The organism is Brumimicrobium glaciale (assembly GCF_004152935.1).
Classification (GTDB): domain Bacteria; phylum Bacteroidota; class Bacteroidia; order Flavobacteriales_D; family Crocinitomicaceae; genus Brumimicrobium; species Brumimicrobium glaciale.
The window spans coordinates 75,520-94,983 of record NZ_SETE01000003.1 but is presented as its reverse complement, the minus strand read 5'-3'; the positions used below and the strand labels follow the sequence as shown (position 1 = coordinate 94,983).

The 19,464-nt window shown below is 34.3% G+C and carries 19 protein-coding genes and 1 riboswitch; of the genes, 15 read left to right on the top strand and 4 right to left on the bottom strand.

What is annotated here, in order from left to right:
- Nucleotides 1–41: 41 nt before the first annotated feature.
- From ERX46_RS07650 to ERX46_RS07630, 5 genes are all read left to right on the top strand, one after another.
- A complete protein-coding gene (locus ERX46_RS07650; protein ID WP_130093272.1) occupies nucleotides 42–2,411 on the top strand; it encodes a ribonucleoside-diphosphate reductase subunit alpha in 2,370 nt (789 codons plus the stop codon).
- 730 nt (nucleotides 2,412–3,141) lie between these two features.
- The gene (locus tag ERX46_RS07645) at nucleotides 3,142–3,921 is read left to right on the top strand and encodes an enoyl-CoA hydratase/isomerase family protein (RefSeq protein ID WP_130093271.1); all 780 of its coding nucleotides are present in this window, start codon (nucleotides 3,142–3,144) and stop codon (nucleotides 3,919–3,921) included.
- Between the two features lie 8 nt (nucleotides 3,922–3,929).
- Nucleotides 3,930–4,772, top strand: coding sequence for a mechanosensitive ion channel family protein (locus tag ERX46_RS07640; RefSeq protein WP_130093270.1), 843 nt, complete (start codon nucleotides 3,930–3,932; stop codon nucleotides 4,770–4,772).
- A 31-nt stretch (nucleotides 4,773–4,803) separates the two neighbouring features.
- Nucleotides 4,804–5,100 carry a hypothetical protein gene (locus ERX46_RS07635; RefSeq protein ID WP_130093269.1) on the top strand — a complete coding sequence of 99 codons (297 nt, stop codon included), beginning with the start codon at nucleotides 4,804–4,806 and terminating at the stop codon, nucleotides 5,098–5,100.
- Complete coding sequence (locus tag ERX46_RS07630) at nucleotides 5,100–5,447, top strand: hypothetical protein (RefSeq protein ID WP_130093268.1); 348 nt, start codon at nucleotides 5,100–5,102, stop codon at nucleotides 5,445–5,447. The genes ERX46_RS07635 and ERX46_RS07630 overlap by 1 nt, the downstream gene beginning before the upstream one ends.
- A 137-nt stretch (nucleotides 5,448–5,584) precedes the next feature.
- On the opposite strand, the gene ERX46_RS07625 is transcribed toward ERX46_RS07630, so the two are convergent.
- Nucleotides 5,585–6,811 carry a pyridoxal phosphate-dependent decarboxylase family protein gene (locus tag ERX46_RS07625; protein ID WP_130093267.1) on the bottom strand — a complete coding sequence of 409 codons (1,227 nt, stop codon included), beginning with the start codon at nucleotides 6,809–6,811 and terminating at the stop codon, nucleotides 5,585–5,587.
- 298 nt (nucleotides 6,812–7,109) lie between these two features.
- Here ERX46_RS07625 and cyoE point away from each other — a divergent pair, with 298 nt between their 5' ends.
- The 7 genes from cyoE (at nucleotide 7,110) to ERX46_RS07590 (ending at nucleotide 12,480) form a co-directional block, all read left to right on the top strand.
- Entirely contained in the window at nucleotides 7,110–7,976 is an 867-nt protein-coding gene (cyoE, locus tag ERX46_RS07620) for a heme o synthase (protein WP_130093266.1), read from the top strand.
- Between the two features lie 46 nt (nucleotides 7,977–8,022).
- Entirely contained in the window at nucleotides 8,023–9,081 is a 1,059-nt protein-coding gene (locus ERX46_RS07615; RefSeq protein WP_130093265.1) for a cytochrome c oxidase subunit 3, read from the top strand.
- Nucleotides 9,082–9,106: 25 nt separating this feature from the next.
- Nucleotides 9,107–10,183 carry a cytochrome c oxidase subunit 3 gene (locus tag ERX46_RS07610; protein ID WP_242494552.1) on the top strand — a complete coding sequence of 359 codons (1,077 nt, stop codon included), beginning with the start codon at nucleotides 9,107–9,109 and terminating at the stop codon, nucleotides 10,181–10,183.
- Nucleotides 10,184–10,226: 43 nt separating this feature from the next.
- Nucleotides 10,227–10,586 (top strand): cytochrome C oxidase subunit IV family protein, encoded by a 360-nt coding sequence (locus ERX46_RS07605; protein WP_242494551.1) that lies wholly within the window; start codon nucleotides 10,227–10,229, stop codon nucleotides 10,584–10,586.
- Between the two features lie 65 nt (nucleotides 10,587–10,651).
- Nucleotides 10,652–11,296, top strand: a complete 645-nt coding sequence (locus tag ERX46_RS07600; RefSeq protein ID WP_130093264.1) for an SCO family protein — start codon at nucleotides 10,652–10,654, stop codon at nucleotides 11,294–11,296.
- On the top strand, nucleotides 11,268–11,945 hold the full coding sequence (locus ERX46_RS07595) for an SCO family protein (protein WP_165366181.1): 678 nt from the start codon (nucleotides 11,268–11,270) through the stop codon (nucleotides 11,943–11,945). Before ERX46_RS07600 ends, ERX46_RS07595 begins: the two co-directional genes overlap by 29 nt.
- Nucleotides 11,935–12,480, top strand: coding sequence for a DUF420 domain-containing protein (locus ERX46_RS07590; protein ID WP_130093262.1), 546 nt, complete (start codon nucleotides 11,935–11,937; stop codon nucleotides 12,478–12,480). Before ERX46_RS07595 ends, ERX46_RS07590 begins: the two co-directional genes overlap by 11 nt.
- A 57-nt stretch (nucleotides 12,481–12,537) precedes the next feature.
- On the opposite strand, the gene ERX46_RS07585 is transcribed toward ERX46_RS07590, so the two are convergent.
- Nucleotides 12,538–13,320 (bottom strand): SDR family NAD(P)-dependent oxidoreductase, encoded by a 783-nt coding sequence (locus tag ERX46_RS07585; RefSeq protein ID WP_130093261.1) that lies wholly within the window; start codon nucleotides 13,318–13,320, stop codon nucleotides 12,538–12,540.
- 582 nt (nucleotides 13,321–13,902) lie between these two features.
- A complete protein-coding gene (locus ERX46_RS07580; protein WP_130093260.1) occupies nucleotides 13,903–14,055 on the bottom strand; it encodes a YqaE/Pmp3 family membrane protein in 153 nt (50 codons plus the stop codon).
- A gap of 442 nt (nucleotides 14,056–14,497) precedes the next feature.
- On the opposite strand from ERX46_RS07580, the gene ERX46_RS07575 reads away from it, so the two are divergent.
- Nucleotides 14,498–15,412, top strand: a complete 915-nt coding sequence (locus tag ERX46_RS07575) for a mechanosensitive ion channel family protein (RefSeq protein WP_130093259.1) — start codon at nucleotides 14,498–14,500, stop codon at nucleotides 15,410–15,412.
- A 39-nt stretch (nucleotides 15,413–15,451) separates the two neighbouring features.
- Here ERX46_RS07575 and ERX46_RS07570 read toward each other — a convergent pair whose 3' ends face one another.
- Nucleotides 15,452–15,844, bottom strand: a complete 393-nt coding sequence (locus tag ERX46_RS07570; RefSeq protein WP_207214141.1) for a putative signal transducing protein — start codon at nucleotides 15,842–15,844, stop codon at nucleotides 15,452–15,454.
- A 188-nt stretch (nucleotides 15,845–16,032) separates the two neighbouring features.
- On the opposite strand from ERX46_RS07570, the gene ERX46_RS07565 reads away from it, so the two are divergent.
- Both ERX46_RS07565 and ERX46_RS07560 read left to right on the top strand, forming a co-directional pair.
- The gene (locus tag ERX46_RS07565) at nucleotides 16,033–16,485 is read left to right on the top strand and encodes an SRPBCC family protein (protein WP_130093257.1); all 453 of its coding nucleotides are present in this window, start codon (nucleotides 16,033–16,035) and stop codon (nucleotides 16,483–16,485) included.
- A 152-nt stretch (nucleotides 16,486–16,637) separates the two neighbouring features.
- Nucleotides 16,638–16,735: riboswitch (TPP riboswitch) on the top strand.
- Between the two features lie 82 nt (nucleotides 16,736–16,817).
- On the top strand, nucleotides 16,818–19,286 hold the full coding sequence (locus tag ERX46_RS07560) for a TonB-dependent receptor (RefSeq protein WP_207214140.1): 2,469 nt from the start codon (nucleotides 16,818–16,820) through the stop codon (nucleotides 19,284–19,286).
- The last annotated feature ends 178 nt before the right edge of the window (nucleotides 19,287–19,464 follow it).

Sequence of the window (19,464 nt, the reverse complement as noted above, 5' to 3'; positions counted from 1 at the left end):
TGTGAGTTTAAATAATAAAAACCTAAAAGAATTAAACATAAATGGAAGTAATAAAAAGAGACGGCAGGAGAGAGCCAGTGAAATTTGATAAAATAACAGCACGTATTTCTAAAATGGCTTATGGACTAGATCCTTTGGTTTCTCCTGACACGGTTGCCATGAAAGTGATTGAAGGGATTTATGATGGTGTGACAACAGTTGTGCTAGATAACTTAGCTGCTGAAACTGCAGCTTCAAAAACGATAGAACATCCTGATTATGCGTTGTTGGCTTCTCGAATTTCAGTTTCTAATTTGCATAAGAATACCAAGAAATCTTTCTCTGAAACGATGGAAGATTTATTCAAATACGTTGATCCAAAAACGAATTTAGATGCTCCATTACTGGCTGAGGACGTTTATGAAATTATCATGGAAAATAGTGATAGATTAGATTCTTCAATAATCTATGACCGTGATTTCAACTACGATTATTTTGGTTTTAAGACTTTAGAACGCTCTTATTTATTGAAATTGAATGGAAATATCGTTGAGCGTCCGCAGCACATGCTGATGAGAGTTTGTGTAGGGATTCATAAAAATGACATTGATTCTGTAATAAAAACTTACAATTATATGTCAGAAGGTTGGTTCACACACGCTACGCCAACTTTGTTTAATGCTGGAACACCAAAACCACAAATGTCTTCTTGTTTTTTATTGACCATAAAAGAAGACAGCATTTCGGGAATTTACGATACGTTAAAAAATTGTGCTCAAATTTCACAATCAGCTGGTGGAATTGGATTAGCGATTCACGATATTCGCGCAAAAGGTTCGTATATCCGAGGAACAAACGGGCAGTCCAATGGATTAATTCCAATGTTGCGTGTTTTCAACGATACCGCTCGTTATGTTGATCAAGGTGGAGGAAAAAGAAAAGGTTCTTTCGCAATGTATCTTGAGCCATGGCATGCAGATGTTTTTGATTTCTTAGACATGAAAAAGAACCATGGAAAAGAAGAAAACAGAGCACGAGATTTATTCTATGCTTTATGGATCCCCGATTTATTTATGAAACGTGTCGAAGAAAATGGCGAATGGACTTTAATGTGTCCAAACGAATGTCCTGGACTTTCTGATACTTATGGAGATGAATTTGAAGCGCTTTATACAAAATACGAAAGCGAAGGAAAAGGTCGGAAAACAATCAAAGCACAAGATTTATGGTTTAAAGTTTTAGAATCTCAAATTGAGACTGGAACGCCTTATATGTTGTACAAAGATGCAGCGAATAAGAAATCAAATCAGCAGAATTTAGGAACGATAAAGTCCTCTAACTTATGCACTGAAATCATCGAATATACTGCTCCAGATGAGGTGGCAGTTTGTAATTTAGCTTCTCTGGCTTTGCCGAAATATGTAACAGAAGACGGCTTTGACCACAACGCTTTATTCGAAGTTACTTATCAAGCAACAATTAACTTGAACCGCATTATCGATGGGAATTATTATCCTGTTGAAGAAGCGAGAAATTCAAATATGCGCCACCGTCCAATTGGATTGGGAGTGCAAGGATTGGCAGATGCATTTATCTTATTGAGAATGCCTTTTGATTCTCCGGAGGCTAAACAACTGAACAAGGAAATCTTTGAAACGATTTATTACGCTGCAATGACGGCTTCAAAAGATTTGGCAAAAGCGGAAGGACCTTATGAAACATGGAAGGGTTCACCAATTTCTAAAGGTATTTTCCAATTCGATATGTGGAACGTGAAACCAACAGACCGCTGGGAATGGGATGTATTGAGAGAAGAAGTAATTAAACACGGAGTACGAAATTCATTGTTAGTTGCTCCAATGCCAACTGCTTCAACTGCTCAAATTTTAGGAAATAACGAGTGTTTTGAACCTTATACTTCAAATGTTTACACAAGAAGAGTGCTTTCAGGAGAATTCATTATTGTCAACAAACATTTACTGAAAGATTTAGTAAAAGAAGGACTTTGGGACAGCACAATACGTCAGAAATTAATGTCATCAAATGGCTCAATTCAAGCGATTCCAGAAATTCCTCAGCATTTAAAAGATTTATACAAAACGGCTTGGGAACTTTCTCAAAAAGCAATTATTGAATTAGCAGCAGACCGTGGAGCATATATTTGTCAGTCACAATCGTTGAATATTTTCATGGAAAACGCCAATTTTGGTAAACTGACTTCAATGCATTTCTATGGTTGGAAAAAAGGTTTGAAAACGGGAATGTATTATCTCAGAACCAAAGCAGCGGCCGATGCAATTAAATTTACAGTAGACAAAAGCATCACTGAAAATATAACAGAAACCAACAAGCCGTTAACGGCTTTAGAATTAGAAGCGCAAGTAAATTGTTCTTTGGATGATCCAGATGATTGCGAAATGTGCAGTGGGTAATTAGTTTTGATTAATGAATTTTATACTAAAAAGCATGTCTGAAAGGATGTGCTTTTTAGTTTGAATGAAGATTTATTTAGGTTTTAGCCTCGCTCTCCAACAAGACCCTTCAATTACTAAAATCATAGATTTATAGTAATTAAAGGATGACAGTCATTGGGGGTTCTTGGTGTTAAAGCCTGTGTTTATTAAAATACAGTTTATCCAAATGAGCAAAGTAAAAATTGAAGAAATTAAGTTTATTTTTTGGTCTAAAGAATTTCATCCCAAAATGTGACGATAATTAGAACTGAGCCTATTTTTCTTTATAATTTTCGGGTTTCAAAATCCGTTCAAATCTACTTCACCAAAGATGAAAAAACCCGTGTAATTCTGCGGTCGAAGATCAGCGTCAATCCGATTAAAATACGTGACAAAGGTCCGCGTTCCATTTTAGCATTGCATAAGAAGCAGTAGTTTTTCCTACCCCGTTGCAAGCTACAATTACGTATAGATTTTTTTATTTCATCAATTTAAATGTAAGCTTTACTAGAAACCACTTCACTTCAAAACATTAAAGAGAAAGGCATTTTGATTGAAAACCGATAAAATAATAACCAATCAATCATTTATCAACCAAAAAACGCCCTATTTTCACCAAATCCCCCTGTTAATTGACAATTATCAATTATTAATTATCTATTGTAAAGACAATTCTCTATTTTTGGAATCCAAACAAAAAAAGACAAAAATGAGCACAACAGACGCGATAAATCAAGGAGATGTTAAGTATTCAATTAATGACAAAGGAATTGCAACCGTGATATTTAATCATCCGTTAAGTAATTCTTTACCAGGTCGCGTATTGAAGAAATTAGCAGATACAATTACGGAGTTAGGTCAAAAAGACGAAGCCAAAGTAATCGTATTGAAATCTGAAGGTGATCGTGCATTCTGTGCTGGTGCTAGTTTTGATGAGTTGATTTCTATCAAGGATTTAGAAACGGGAAAGAAATTCTTTATGGGATTTGCTAATGTAATTAACGCTTGCCGTAAATGTCCTAAATTAATCATCGGAAGAGTGCAAGGAAAAACTGTTGGAGGTGGAGTAGGACTTGCTTCAGCTGTTGATTATTGTTATGCTACAAAGTTTTCAGCAGTGAAATTATCTGAATTAGCTATTGGAATCGGACCATTTGTGGTTGGGCCAGCAGTCGCTAGAAAAGTTGGCGTTTCTGCAATGAGTCAGTTGGCAACAAATGCTACGGAATGGCAAACAGCAGATTGGGCAAGAGAAAAAGGATTGTATGCAGAACTTTTTGATACTGTTGAGGAAATGGATGCAGCAGTTGAAACTTTAGCAAATAAATTGGCGACTTCTAATCCAGAGGCAATGAGGTTATTAAAAGGAATCTTCTGGGAAGGAACAGAGAATTGGGATACATTATTACAAGATCGTGCTGCAATGAGCGGAGAACTTGTTCTTTCTGATTTTACGATTAACGCTATAAATGCATTTAAAAAGAAGTAATCAAATAGATGAACGAAGAATTTTATGTAGGAGTATTAGATAAACTTGTCGCTTTTTTATGGAAGATTGGGCCAGTTGTGATTGAAGCTATTGTAGCATTGGTTGTAGGGGTTTTCCTAATTCGTATACTCAAAAAGCTCCTCAAAAGATTCATGAGGAGAGCCAATACTGAACTTTCTTTGCGTTCGTTTATTGAAAGTTTAGCCACTTTCGTTTTATATGGAGTTCTTTTCGCAACTATTGGAATTATAATTGGAATTGAGGCCACATCATTCATTGCTATGTTTGGTGGTGCAGCCATTGCAGTTGGTTTAGCGTTGCAAGGAAGTTTAGCCAATTTTGCTGGTGGAGTTTTAATTTTAGCTTTTAAACCATTTCGAGTTGGCGATTTAATAGAGGTCAATAATACTTTAGGTTTCGTCCAAAAAATCGATATTCTTTACACCCGTTTAAAAACGTATGACGGAAGAATGATTACGATGCCCAACGGAAATGTTGCCAATAGTAATGTTGACAACAGAACTATAAATCTGACCAGAAGAGTTGACTTAACAATTCGTGTGGGCTTGGACGAAGATATTGATAAAGTTATCGCGATTATCCACGAGTCAATGAGCGCTAATCCAGCAGCTTTAAAAGAGCCTGCTCCAGATACTTTTCTTGATGGAATTGAGGAATATTGTTTGAGATTCACTGGTCGAGCATGGTCAGATACAGAAGAATATTGGCCAATTTATTGGGATCAACTAGCAAATGTGAAAAAGGCGCTCGATGCTAATGGAATTAAGATTGCGATTCCTAAACGTGAGATTGTTTATGCGCCAACTCCTCCACAAGAGTCAAAAGGATAATTATTTAGGAATTGTTTTAAGCTGTTAAATAATGAGTAAGAAAAAAGCTCTTTGTATGCAATGCAGAGAATGGTCAAACGACACAAAAATTTGTGAACATTGCGGATATATTATTAGTCAGGAAATAAAAGACGAAATTAAACAGAAGGAATACGAAAAACTTAATCCACCGAAACCACCTTCGAAGCTGAAAAAAGCGATGGAGTATTTAAGAACATCGAAAAATCCATTCTTAAAAGTAATCTACTATATATTAATGGGGATATATTTTGTGTACGCAGGAATCGTGATGATTATCATGTATATAGCGTCAGCAGCAGTTGGGTAATGAAAACAATTACACATCCACTTTTTATAGTATTGGCCATTATCTACGCAGTCTATTATGGCTTAAAACAAACAGATTTAGTTTTTCCTGTTTTGGTTTCCAATTACCTCGCTGATTTACTCAGTATCTTTTTAGTTAACACTTTTGCATTGTGGAGCATCAGAAAAATTAAGAATAAACCCAATTTAGAATTACCTATTCCGCTAGTGTTATTGAGCGTTATAATGTTCTCCATATTTTTTGAATACATTCTCCCTCAAAAAAGTCCAATCTACGTTTATGATCCATGGGATGTTTTGTGCTACGCTATTAGTGGAGCGGGATATGTTTTATGGCGAAGAATTTGAATTGATAATTTGTAAAATTCGTAATTAATTACCTCCGAGTCAACAAAAAATTTTCATTCTTCAAAGTCAACCAAAATTCGTAATTGATAATTCGTAATTATTTACCGCGTTAATAATTAATAATTTACCATTAATAATTATTTAAGCTCTTCAATCAACTCACTCAATCTTTCAATAGTAACATGGTCCATAATCACAATCTTATTCCATTTTGGAGCGTGGTGATTATCTGGGACTAGTCCGTATTTTTTAGCGATTTCTGCTGTGATAAATTCGCTTTTAATTGTTATGATGTTAGAAGACGGATGACGGTAATACTTAACTTTTAAGTCATCTAATTGTTCACACATCCAAGCTGCTCTTTTCTGGAGAATGAAAATTTTCTCCATCCAACCATAAGGTCCGTATTTCGATAAAATCATCCAAACGGCAACAGCATTTGCACCAGATCGACTTCCAATTAATGTTGAATCTTCTCCCTCAACATAACTCGCTTCTTTGGTGTTGGCGTAACGCATATAGTTTTTTCTGATCACAAATATTCCTGTCCCATAAGGAGCTTGTGCCATTTTATGTGCATCCAATGTAACAGATGTAATTTTCGGATTTCTAAAGTCTAAATGATGTTCTTTTTGAGAAAAAGGAAAGTAAAAACCGCCATAAGCACCATCTACATGAATGAAATAGTCTAAACCTTCTCTTTCTAAAACTGTCGAATAAAACTCTGGTTCGTCAATAGAACCAAACATTGTGGTCATCATATTAGCAACAACGATAAAGGCTTTTACACCTTTTGCTTTTTGAATGTCAACAGCAGCCTGAACACTTTCTTCTGAAATAAAACGACCATTTTCTGAAACTCCAACTTTTTGAACGGGTAGACTGAAAACATTTCCAGCCTTGTCCATTGAGTAATGATTGTCTTGTGAAGTCAGGATACAAATCTCCTCATTTTTTAAACCTTTTTCTTGCTTGAAATAATTACGGTATATCCAAATGGCTTGCATGTTAGCCTCTGTTCCTCCAGAAGCAACATAGCCATCAAATTCTTCTTCTTTATCTCCATGTAATATATCGTGAGCACAGATTTTAATTAAATCTTTCTCTATTTCATGTGTTCCAGCAAAGAATGGTTCTGAAGCACCTATAGTATGACATCCAATGTGGTTTGGGTTCTTAATCAAGGTAGAAAGAAATGGAGCATCTTTTAAAAAAGCTGCATCCTGACTAAAAACTGTTTTATCTAAGTAAGATGCTGGAACACCCAATACATTTTGCTCATCGTAATTAATGTTTTTAGCCAAAGAACCGAAAACAATTTCTTTAATTTCTTCCTCTGATTTTTTATCCCAATATTGATACATCTGCTATAAGTTTTTTGCAAAGCTAATCAATCCTAAAGTTTTTAATGTGAATATAAAATTGAGTTTTATCAGGTTTTGGAAAATGATGATTCATCTAAACTTGAATTTAACATGAGAAAAACAGCATTTTAATATCAATTTTTGAAGGCTTAAAAGTAGTGTAATCACTAGATAAACAATGTCAAAGGGCAATTCATAGGACAAGGAATCAATATTGATTTGGAATTTGTTAAGTTTAGCTAAAATAATCATTAATTTTGTCCCACATTTTAGAAATAAAAAAACCTGTTTAAAGGTCATGGCTGAGAATTCAAAACTTAAAGATTACGGACTCTTCACAAAGTTCAGGTTATCATTTTCTGTGATTATCTCCGCGTTGTCAGGATTTTTATTTGCTGGTGGCGGAACATGGTTAGAAGCTTTTTACCTTTTAGTAGGTGGACTTTTAGTGACAGCAGCAAGTAACGGGAGTAATCAAATTTGGGAGCGAGACCTAGATAAAAAAATGGCGCGTACTGAAAAACGTCCACTTCCACGTGGTTCTATGAGCCTTGCTGAAGCATATACTGTTGTAATACTTTCTTTGGTTATTGGTTCATGGATGCTTTATCAGCTAAATTTGAATTCAATGATTCTAGGTTTGATCGCTTATGTTTCTTATTCATTTATATATACTCCATTAAAACAAGTTACACCATGGGCTGTGATTGTGGGAGCATTTCCAGGAGCAATTCCTCCAATGTTAGGAGCAATTGCAGTAACGAATGAGTTTTCAGCAATGCCAGGCGCATTATTCTTTGTTCAATTCGTTTGGCAATTACCACATTTCTGGGCAATTGCTTGGGTAGCACACGACGATTATCAAAAAGCTAATTTTTATTTATTGCCCTCAATGTCTGGAAAATCTAAAACTTCAGCATTTAGAATAGCACTCTCAGCATTATTATTGATTCCATTTTCACTTTTTCCATGGGTACTTAATTTCGTAGGACCTTTTAGTGTATTGGCAGCTTCAGTTTTAGGATTGCTCTTCTTTTTATATGCATATAAACTGTATTTGACATTAGAAGACAAAGACGCTAGAAAATTAATGTTTGCATCATTCATTTATTTACCTTTGATCCAGTTTGTTTATGTCATTGATAAATATTTCTTTTTTACATAGTGTGAATTACCTATTTTAAGAAAGAAGCAAAAAAATAAATAAAGTCATGAAAAGGAATTTTGACGATTCATATCCAAGAGAGGTACAGGCGAAAGCTAAAAAAAACTTAGTTTGGATAGTTTGTGTAAGTATTAGTATGATGTTTGCCGGACTTACCTCCGCTTATATTGTTTCTATGGGAGATAGCTTTTGGGTGAAAGTTGATTTGCCAAAAGCATTTTTTGTAAGTACCGCAATTATTATCTTAAGTAGTATTGTACTCATTGGTGCTACAAGAGCGGCAAAAGCAGGGAATGTTTCTCGTGCACGTCTAATGGTTGTTACAACACTATTGTTAGGGATAGGATTTGGTGTTTTTCAATTTTTAGGATATAAAGCACTCGTTAAAAGCGGTGCGCATTGGGTAACTAATGTAATTGTTGATGATGGCCGTTACGGAGATTACTACGAGATTAAAAAAGGTGGAGAATATTTAACTGTTGATAATAATCAGTTTTATCTTAATGATAAAAAGATCGAAGGAGACGATAAGAAAAACTTACAAGCTTTCGCTGATCAGTTTACTGTTCCTAGTTTATCCGATTTAAAAGGAAAGAATATCAACTATGGTGAATTTACATTATTATATAAGAGTGAACCTTTAACTTTCATTGATGGCGAATTTATTCGTCCAAATGGTGAGCGACTAGAAGAATTAGATTTTAGAAGATTAAGAGATTTAGCTCAAAACGTAAAAGATGATAGAGCAGATTTCTTTATGCAAGGTGAAATGGGTAAAGATTTTAAGTTGTACTATAATGGAAACGAACTAGATTATAAAGAACGTACGTTAATGTATAAGGGGAAACCACTTAGTGCGAATCTTCAAAATAAACTTTTAAGAGGAAATAAAGACATGAGTACGGCTTATTTCTACGTAATTACTATATTGCACCTGTTGCATGTTGTAGCTGGATTGATAATGTTGATAGTGATGTCAATTCGTTCATATACAGCTGAGAATGCTTATAAAATGGCCATATCTTTAGGCGCTGGATCTATCTTCTGGCACTTTTTAGGTGTTTTATGGTTATATTTATTACTATTTTTACTTTTTATTCATTAAATTCGCACACAAAACTAATTGAAAAATGTCGGGACACGCTTCTAATGAAATTAATGCTAACGTAGGATGGGACGGAAAAGGTTCCCCTTTTAGCGTAGGTTACGGTAAATTAATGATGTGGTTTTTCCTTGTATCGGATGCTTTGACATTCGGAGGATTCCTAATCGCCTATGGTTTTACAAGATACTCTTATGGAGGATCATGGCCTATTGGTGAAGAAACATTTGATGCCTTACCATTCTTACACGGTAGTTATCCACTTGCTTATGTAGCATTGATGACTTTTATCCTAATTATAAGTTCTGTAACTATGGTACTTGCTGTTGAAGCAGGACATAGAATGGACAGAAAAGGAGTTACTAAATGGATGCTTGCAACTGTTTTAGGTGGACTTATTTTCGTTGGTTCTCAAGCTTGGGAGTGGTCACACTTCATCCACGGAACTAAATTTGGTAGAGTGGAGTTAAGTGACGGTTCTGTTGCAACGGCTAAAGGAGAGTTTGGAAAAATCCAAAGCTTCGAAATCGTTAAACCAGGAGCGCATTATGCAGGAATCGGTGAGTTAATTACCAATGACAACATTACCAAAGAAGATGGTGACTTAATGCACGCATTTCAACATGCAGCAGCAAAAAGAAACTTATCAGGTACTGCAGGTGCTATGATGATTACTTTGCACGATGGAACAGTAGCTCGAGTTAATAAAGATGCAGATCAAGGTCTTCAGTTGATTGTTAAAGAAGCTGGGACATTACACGCACTTTCTTCTGCTGATGACGAAACAACCCGTATTCATGAAGAAGAAGGTTCTGTCGCTTTATATTATGAGGCACTTTCAAAAGGAAACGTAGTTTATGGAGCTAACCTTCATGAAAACGAATATGGACCACAAACTTATGGTCACTTCTTTTTCTTCGTAACAGGATTTCACGGATTCCACGTTACAATTGGTATTATCCTTAACATCGTTATTTTCTTAAACGTATTGAAAGGTACTTACCACAAAAGAGGCCATTATGAAATGGTTGAAAAAGGTGGACTTTATTGGCACTTTGTCGATTTAGTATGGGTGTTTGTATTTACATTCTTCTACTTGATATAAATTTTAATTGTAAGCGCAGTTATTCACTTGTATATTTTAAAACATGGAACAAAGAGACGACATTATAGAATATTCTTTATATAATCACCATTCTGAAGAGGAGGGTAAGAAAATGAGGAAAAAGATTTGGAAAGTAACATTGATACTTTCTTTGGTTACACTTTTCGAAGTAATTTGCGGATTGATATTTAAACAAGGAGATAGCTTCAGTTGGCATGCTATTAAAGTAATCTTCATTATACTAACAGTAGTAAAAGCTGGATACATTGTCTTATCTTTTATGCACCTTGGTGACGAGAAGAAAGCGTTCAAATGGATCATTCTTTTGCCGTACCTTATTTTTATATTTTACCTAATATTTGTTGGGTTGACTGAAGGTGCAGCTGTAGGAATGAAAATGTAATTTTTCAAAAACATATTGTTTTGACAAAAAATAAAAAAAGAGGCGGTTTTCTTAAACCGCTTCTTATGATGATAATTGTTTTCGGTCCAGCATCTGCTTTGGTTTTGATCACAATGGGGAAATGCGAACACAACTTCCAAACATTACCAATTTATTCTGAAATGCCAGAATATGAATTTGTTGGAGCAAATGGAAAGTTGGTTAACAATGAAACGCAAGAAGGTAAAATCACGCTTTTTACCACTATTCAAACTTCTTGTCCACAGCACTGTGCTATAGATCTTTTTAAGTTTAATCTTCAAATTTATCAAGACTACAGAAAAAATCAGAAGAGTTTAGGTCATATTAAAATCATCTCTGTTGTAACAGATCAAGATGGAAATCCAGTAGATAACATCGATGAATTATTGTATACATTGAATGATGTGATTGAAGGTTATGACTCTACAATCTGGAATCTAGTTACAGGAGACCCTAAGCAAATTTACGATATAGAAAATAATGGAATAAATCTTTATTCTACCACTTCAGACAGCACATTTGCAGGAAAATCTTTCCTTGAAACAATGCTTATTGTGGACAAAGAAAATCAATTGCGACTTGTTAGAAGAGGTAATCAAGAAGGTTTAATTCGTGATTATAAGCAGCACGTTGCACTTTTACAGAAGCAGTATGACAAAGATGACAAAATCAAAAACGAAGAGAAATAGATCTTTAACTTTATCAACTCTCTTTTTATTCACTTTACTTTTCGCTTGTTCTGATTCTAAAGACGAACAGAAAAGAGTAAATCTACCATTTATTGGTCATCACGATATCGTTTATGAAGCAATAGAAGGTTACGAAGTTGGTGACACTATGTTTCATAAGGTTCCAAAATGGAATTATTTAACGCAAGATTCAATCTTCTTAAGTTCAGATGATATTGATAATAAAGTATGGATTGTAGACTTTATGTTTACTTATTGTCCAACCATTTGTCCACCTATGACGAAAGCCATGCGAGGAGTTAATGATTCATTAAGTGCTTACCAGAAAGACCTGAATTTTCTATCATTTTCTATCGATCCAGACAGAGACACACCAGCAAGATTGCGTTTGTACAGAAAACGTCATGAAATTACAGCTGAAAATTGGTTCTTCTTAACAGGTGATGAAGCCGAAACGCACACATTAGGGTTAGAGGGATTTCAAATTCACGCGAATGCCGATGAGAATTCCCCTGGAGGTTATGCACACAGTCCAAATTTCGTTTTAATTGACAAGAATCAACATATTCGAGGCGTTTATGATGGACTAGATGAAGATAGTCGAAACCAGTTAATTGAAGACGCTAAAAAATTACTAGATGCAAACTAAAGTGAAATCCCCAGCTCAAATAAAGTCTTTCAAGAAGATTATTGTTGCTTTATCTATTGTTATTCCTGTGGCCGTAGCTTTACTTTTTGAAATTAAAGTGAAGCCAGAAGGAATGGATTTTTCATTTTTACCCTCAATTTATGCAACAATTAATGGAATAACAGCTATTTTGTTGGTAAGTGCAGTATTAGCAGTTAGAAACAAAAAATACAAGCTGCATGAAAATCTCATGAAAACAGCATTAGGTTTTTCATTGATGTTCTTGGTATTGTACATCGTTTATCACATTACGTCAGACAGTACATCTTACGGAGGTCAATTCCCAATTGTTTATTACACCATTCTAATTTCACATATTATTTTAAGTGTTGGTGTAGTTCCTTTAGTGCTTTTCACGTATTTCTATGCGTGGCAAGGAGCATTTGAGAAACATAAGAAATGGACGCGTTTTTCATTCCCAATTTGGCTGTATGTGGCCGTTACTGGAGTTGTGGTATACATTATGATTTCACCTTATTACGGATTGGAAATTTAGAATATAAATCCAGCAATAGTGTGGAATTCCAGCAAGGATTATAATCCATGGTGGAAATCAAATATCTTGCATCTTCTTAACCTGCTTCAACAGCAACTTTTTAGGAAGAAAAGGAATCATTTTAAACATTAATTTCTGGCTAAAAGGCAGACCAGCAATAACATCTAGCTTTCCTTTAAGCATACCATTATAACCTTGTTCTGCGACTTGTCTTGCACTGGCGGTTTTATTAAAAAGTACTGTTTTATCCATTCCAGATATTCTACCAAACTCTGATTCTGTTGCGCCAGGCATTAAGTTGGAGACAGTAACCTTCGTTCCGCTTAATTCTTCTGCAATTGCATTGCTAAATGACGTTACATAAGCTTTGGTTGCATAATAAACAGCTTGAAGTGGACCAGCCATTAAACTTGCAGTTGAAGAAACATTAAGAATCTTTCCTGAATTATTTTTAGTGAAATCTTGTAAGAAATAATGTGTTAATGCAGTCAAAGCACTTATGTTTAGATTAATCATGGCTAAATCATCCTCTAACTTTCTTTCATGGAATTTCCCTAAACCACCGAATCCTGCGTTATTAATTAAATAATCTACTTTTAATCCGGCAGAATGAACTTCTTCATAGATTTCTTTAGCTGAATTAGGAGCCGTTAAATCCTTTTGAATTACAAATACATTAATTTTAAACGCTTTTTCAAGTTCGTTTTTTAATGCATTCAGTTTGTCCTCACTTCGCGCAACGATGATTAAATCCCCGCCTTTTTCGGCATGTATATGAGCAAATTCTTTACCTATTCCGCTACTGGCTCCTGTAATTAATGCTGTCTTTTTATTTATCATAATTTATTGCTTATCTATAAAAGTTAAAGCGTTTATTTCATTCCATTTTTATCTGAATGAGTCACTTTACTTGCATAAAACACAGGATTTGTGACTAAGTTCAGATGTTTCATTAAAAATAAGATAATTCTTATAATTCGTTGATTCTGATTAATGGTTTTCTATGAATTCAATAGTGTTTTCCTATCCCAATTCAACTTATTATGGAGCTATATGATTTTGAGTGGTTTTGTATTATATCTATTTGTTAATAGCCAAGGACTTACGTGCTTGGCTATTAATATGCCGTCCCGCCGGTAATAACCATTCGAAATACTGGCTTTCATGTGCTTTCTTATGAAAATGAAATGATAATTTTGATAAATACTTGTAAAACACAACTCTTGTAGGTTACAGTTAAATTCGTAGACGAACTATTAATTTTTCGAAGGATTAAAATTGTTTACCCACAGTAGTTCATACAGAGCCCTCTTTATTTGATATTTTTCTTTCCGAAATCACAAAATTACAGAGTAAATTGTATCTCGTTTTTAAATCAATTAATATCCTTTTCAACGAAAAGCGAGAATTTAACCTCCAAACTTATTGATTCACATAAAAAGCATAAATTACTCCAGGTAACCATCCAACTAGAGTGAGTAATAAGCTAATTAATAGTTTTCCGCTCAATCCGTGATTTAAAAATACAGCTAATGGCGGAAGTAAAATGTTCAAAATAATTGTGAGTAGTGACATGATATTTGTTTTATTTTTACCGGAAAATAATAAAAAAAAGTGAAATAAATGACATTCCTACAGTAAGGTACTCATACAGATTTAACGCTAAACCACCTTTTGAAATGGTAATAAAATTCTGCTTTTCATCTTGTTTTTAAAGACTTAGAACGTTTTTATTAGCATTTAATAAGGGGCTTTCGTTTCAAGTTTTCGGAAATGATATTTCTGATTTCTTAACATTTATGCAGTTTGTTTTATTTCGATATCTGTAATTATTCCAATTAATTTAAAGTGTTTTCCCGTGAATAAGAGGACTGATTTTACTTTTAAAAGAAACCTTTGATTTTTTAACCTCCGTGTCTTTTTAAAAGAAAATCATCATGAATTGTTGAGATTAAGTTTAAAATCTTTATTTTTTCAACTGAAAACATAGAAATCATTAAATAGAAAAAATAAAAATATGGCAAAACCTATAATTACAGAACCAGCTTCAGCAAAATCTATTGCAGATTCGTTTGTTGAATTCTTTAATGAATTTGTCCATCAATTGCCTGGAATTGGCTTAGGATTGTTGATCATAATTTTGGGAGTTTTAATAGCTTCTGTCATAGGACGATTTGCATTAAAACGCATATCGAAAAAAACGCAAGATCCATTAATGAGTCGCTTTTTGAGTAGAGCAATAAAAATAACATTAATCTTAATTGCAATAATGTTGGCACTTAAAGCTGCTGGTTTAGGCTCAATAGCTACTGGAGTTTTAACGGCAGCGGGCGCAGGTGCGGTTGTATTAGGATTTGCCTTTAAAGACATTGGTGAGAACTTTATAGCAGGCGTAATTTTGGCTTTCAACAGACCTTATGATGTTAACGATACGGTTGAAATTGGAGAAAACTTCGGAAAAGTAAAAGCATTAGAATTTCGCTACACAAAACTAAAAACCTTTGATGGAAAGGATGTCTACATACCCAACAGCGATGTGCTTACAAAGCCTGTTACCAATTACACAGAAGATGGTTTTTACCGTTGGGAATTTATTGTGGGTATCGCTTATGAAAATAATATCAGCGAAGCAAAAATTGCAATTCTAAACACTTTAAGGGTTGAGCCAGATGTGATTTCAGACGAAGAACATGAAAACTTTGTAATCGAAGACGAACTAGCTACTAGCACAGTAAATCTAAAAGTTTACTTTTGGGTAGACACAAAAGACTTCAGAAAAAGCGCATTGATCACAAAAGGAAATGTAATTAGAAACGTCAAAGAAGCATTAGAAAAAGGAGGGTTCAGTATGCCAGCAGATATTCAAGAAATCAAATTGTATGGAAATGAAAAAGATTTCCCTGTGAGGTTTGCTAAGGAGGAGAAGGAATAGTGGAGAGAAATGTTTTAAAACAGTTTTTTAGACCTCTCTCTACCCTTTAAACTCGAAATCACACGCCTTGCATTTATATACTGATTTAAAGTAAATCGGGAATATGGATAGTATAAAAGAGATAATTGCTGAAATTAATCCGAAAATTCCTTTCATTGATCTAAAGTTTGTATACAAACTTTCAGAACCACATTGAGGACATTTTATCACATTTTGAAATTCATCTCTCGATGGAGTTGAATTGATCTCTTTAATTATATCTTTTGCTTTTTCGGCATCCAATTCGTGGACCCTGAGTTTAATTCCTCCTACTGCAATATTGAAAAGAGGGTTAAGGGTCACAATATTTTCATCAAAAACATAACATGTGATTTCCTCGCTTTCGAGTTTACCTTTCATCATATGAATGTCAATATTATTATCAGATGTCATTATTGTAACAAGGGGCATTGTATCTAATTTATTAGCTATGTAATTTATCTGAGTACTGTTTTCTACAAATTAAAATTAATTCTTTTATTCCTCAAATACTAATCATTATAAAAAATGGATTTTCTTTTTTCATTAATCTTCTAAAACAAAATCCCTCCCTATCTGTTCTATACCAAAACACAACAGAAATGTATCAATTAAAACATAAGCAATTTGTTCCAACGGATTTAGAAACATGTTGGGACTTTTTCTCATCACCTAATAACTTGAAAAAAATCACTCCTTCTTATATGGGTTTTCATGTGAAAAATGAAATTCCAGAGAAAATGTATGAAGGTCTGATGATCGAATATACAGTAACTCCAATGTTAAATATTCCGATGAATTGGATTACAGAAATCACCAAAGTTGAGCATTTATCTTATTTCGTCGATGAACAAAGAAAAGGCCCATACAAAATCTGGCACCATGAACATCATTTCAGAAAAGTAGAAGGCGGAGTAGAAATGGAAGACATTTTATCTTACGTTATTCCCTTTGGAATTTTCGGAAAAATCGCTCATGCTTTGTTCGTCAAAAGTAAAGTGAAAGAAATTTTTGAATTCAGAAATAAAAAGGTTCTTGAAATTTTCGGGGTATAATTATATTCCAAAACACATCGTCGTATTTTAGGATTTCACCTTTTTCATTCTTCATTTTTAATTTTTCATTCTACGATTGAACTAGTTTATTTGAAGCGGCATGAGTTATTTAAAATTTATCGTTAAGAATCAAATTTCATTCATATCTTTGCCGCGTCTCTAAGGGGTGTCCGTCAACTGACGGACTGAGATTATACCCATTGAACCGGATCAGGCTAGTACCTGCGGCGGGAAGATGACCAAGAAACAATAGTGTTAATTCGAATCCGATAACAATCGGATTATTATAAATCCAAGAATTAGCCCCTGATTCTTGTTAAATGTTTTACAACATGAAAACAAGAAATGTTATGAAAGCTTTGACAGCAGCTTTATTGCTGTCATCAAGTGCAATCGCACAATTACAAATCTCTGGTAAAGTCCAAAATGATGTCGGTGAAGCACTTACTGGTGCAACCGTTTTCGTTGTTGGACAGAATTCCGGAGCAATTACTCAATCAGATGGCGATTTTGTCATCAAAAATCTTAAAAATGGTACCTACGAACTGAAAGCAAGTTTATTTGGGTATGAAACATTGTCTCAAACCATCGTGTTGGACAAAAATCAAGTGGTTAACTTTTCTATGAAGCCTTCTTTCTTTATGCAAGAAGGAATTGATGTGCGTGCAGTTAGGGCAAATAAAAAAACGCCGACAACTTATACAAATATTAGTGCAGAAGACATCGAAAAGCAAAATTATGGTCAAGATTTGCCATATTTGTTATCGTCAATGCCATCAACTGTTGTAACATCAGACGCAGGTGCTGGAGTTGGTTACACTGGATTTAGAATTCGGGGAGTAGATCCAACAAGAACCAACGTAACGGTAGATGGAATTCCAATGAACGATGGAGAATCACAAGGAGTTTTCTGGGTGAATATGCCCGACTTTTCCTCTTCAATTGAAAGCATGCAAGTTCAACGTGGGGTGGGAACATCTTCTAACGGTGCTGGAGCATTTGGTGCAAGTATTAATATTGCAACCAATAAACTCAAGCAAAAACCTTACGCAGTTATTGATAATTCTGGCGGTTCTTTCAATACCATCCGAAATTCTGTAAACGTAGGGACAGGAATGATTAATAACAAGTTTACAGTTGATGCGCGACTTTCGAGAATTAAATCTGAAGGTTATATTGACCGATCTAGTGCAGATTTGAAATCTTATTTTCTTTCTGGAGCATATCACGGTAAAAAATCGACTTTAAGATTAAATATCTTCAGTGGGAAAGAAAAAACATATCAAGCTTGGTATGGAACTCCTGAGAGTAGAGTAGAGGGTGATGAACAAGCCATGATTGACTACGCAGGTCGCAACGGTTTGTCTGATTCAGATTTGGAAAACTTATTGAATTCTGGAAGAACTTATAATGCTTACACCTACGAAAACGAAACGGACAATTATCAGCAAGATCATTACCAATTGCATTATGCATATCAGTTCAACAAAAATTGGAACATGAAAGTTGCAGGACATTATACGAGAGGTCTTGGATATTATGAAAATTATGAAACCGATGATAAGTTTTCTAAATATGGTTATGCACCTATCGTTGTGAATGGTGATTCAATTGATAGAATGGATTTAATCAGAAGAAGGTGGTTAGATAATCATTTTGGTGGTGGAGTTTTTAATTTCAATTATGCTAATAATAAAGGTCTTGAACTTGTTTTAGGTGGAGGATTAAATAAGTATGTTGGAGATCACTTTGGAGATGTTATTTGGGCGGAATATATGCCGAACAATAAAAAAGGAGATAAATATTACGACAATACATCCACAAAATATGATGGTAATCTCTTTGCTAAAGCAAGTTATGAATGGAAGAAGTTTACGTTTTTTGCTGATGCTCAATACAGACACATCGATTATCAGTTTTTAGGAATTGATGAAGTTAACGGAGAAATTGCTGAGTTGGATCAAAGAGTATTTTATAATTTTATTAATCCAAAAGCGGGTTTGTCTTACCGTTTCAATGCACAGAACTCTGTTTATGCTTCTTATGCAATTGCAAATCGTGAACCTGTTAGAAAAGATTTCCGTGAAAAAACATTGGCCAACAGACCGTCAGCTGAAGTTTTATACAATTTAGAAGCGGGTTACAGGTTAACAAACAAGAAAGCTTTCTTAAATGCAAATATCTACCATATGTTGTATGATAATCAATTGGTTTTAACAGGAGAAATCAATGATGTTGGTGGTTACACAAGAACAAATGTGGACGAAAGTTACCGTTTAGGATTAGAATTAGAAGGAGGTTATCAAATCCTGAAGAAATTAGGTATTACGGCTAATCTTTCATTGAGTCAAAACAAGATCAAAAACTTTGTGGAATATGTGGACAGTTATGATGCTTCATTCAACACAATTCCACAAACAGTTATTGAATATGGAACAACAGATTTAGCATTTTCACCTTCTATAATTACAGGTTTAGCTTTAAATTACGCTCCAGTAAAAGGATTAAGAATAAGCTTGATGAATAAATTCGTTGGAAAACAATTCCTTGACAATACATCAAATGAATCTCGTTCTATGGATGCTTATTTCGTAAGTCATTTAGATCTATCTTATAGTTTTGCTGCTCTAGGTTTCGAAGAAATCACAATAGGTGGTCGAATCAATAATTTATTCAATGAAATGTACGAAAACAATGGTTACACCTTTTCTTATTTAGTAGGTGGAGACAGAACACAAGAGAATTTTTACTATCCACAAGCTGGAAGAAATATTATGTTGCGTTTGTTATTGAAGTTATAATAGACAATAATCAATTGAATAAGGGAGTTTCTTCGGAGCTCCCTTTTTTGCTTTTATAAAACTAAAATATTTCTTCTTTCTGATTTTAGTATTTTCATTAGAACATCCATAGCGTTTTAAAACGTTTTAACCCTCTATTGATCATGTTGTCAAATGGTTATTAATTTGGAGGTGATAT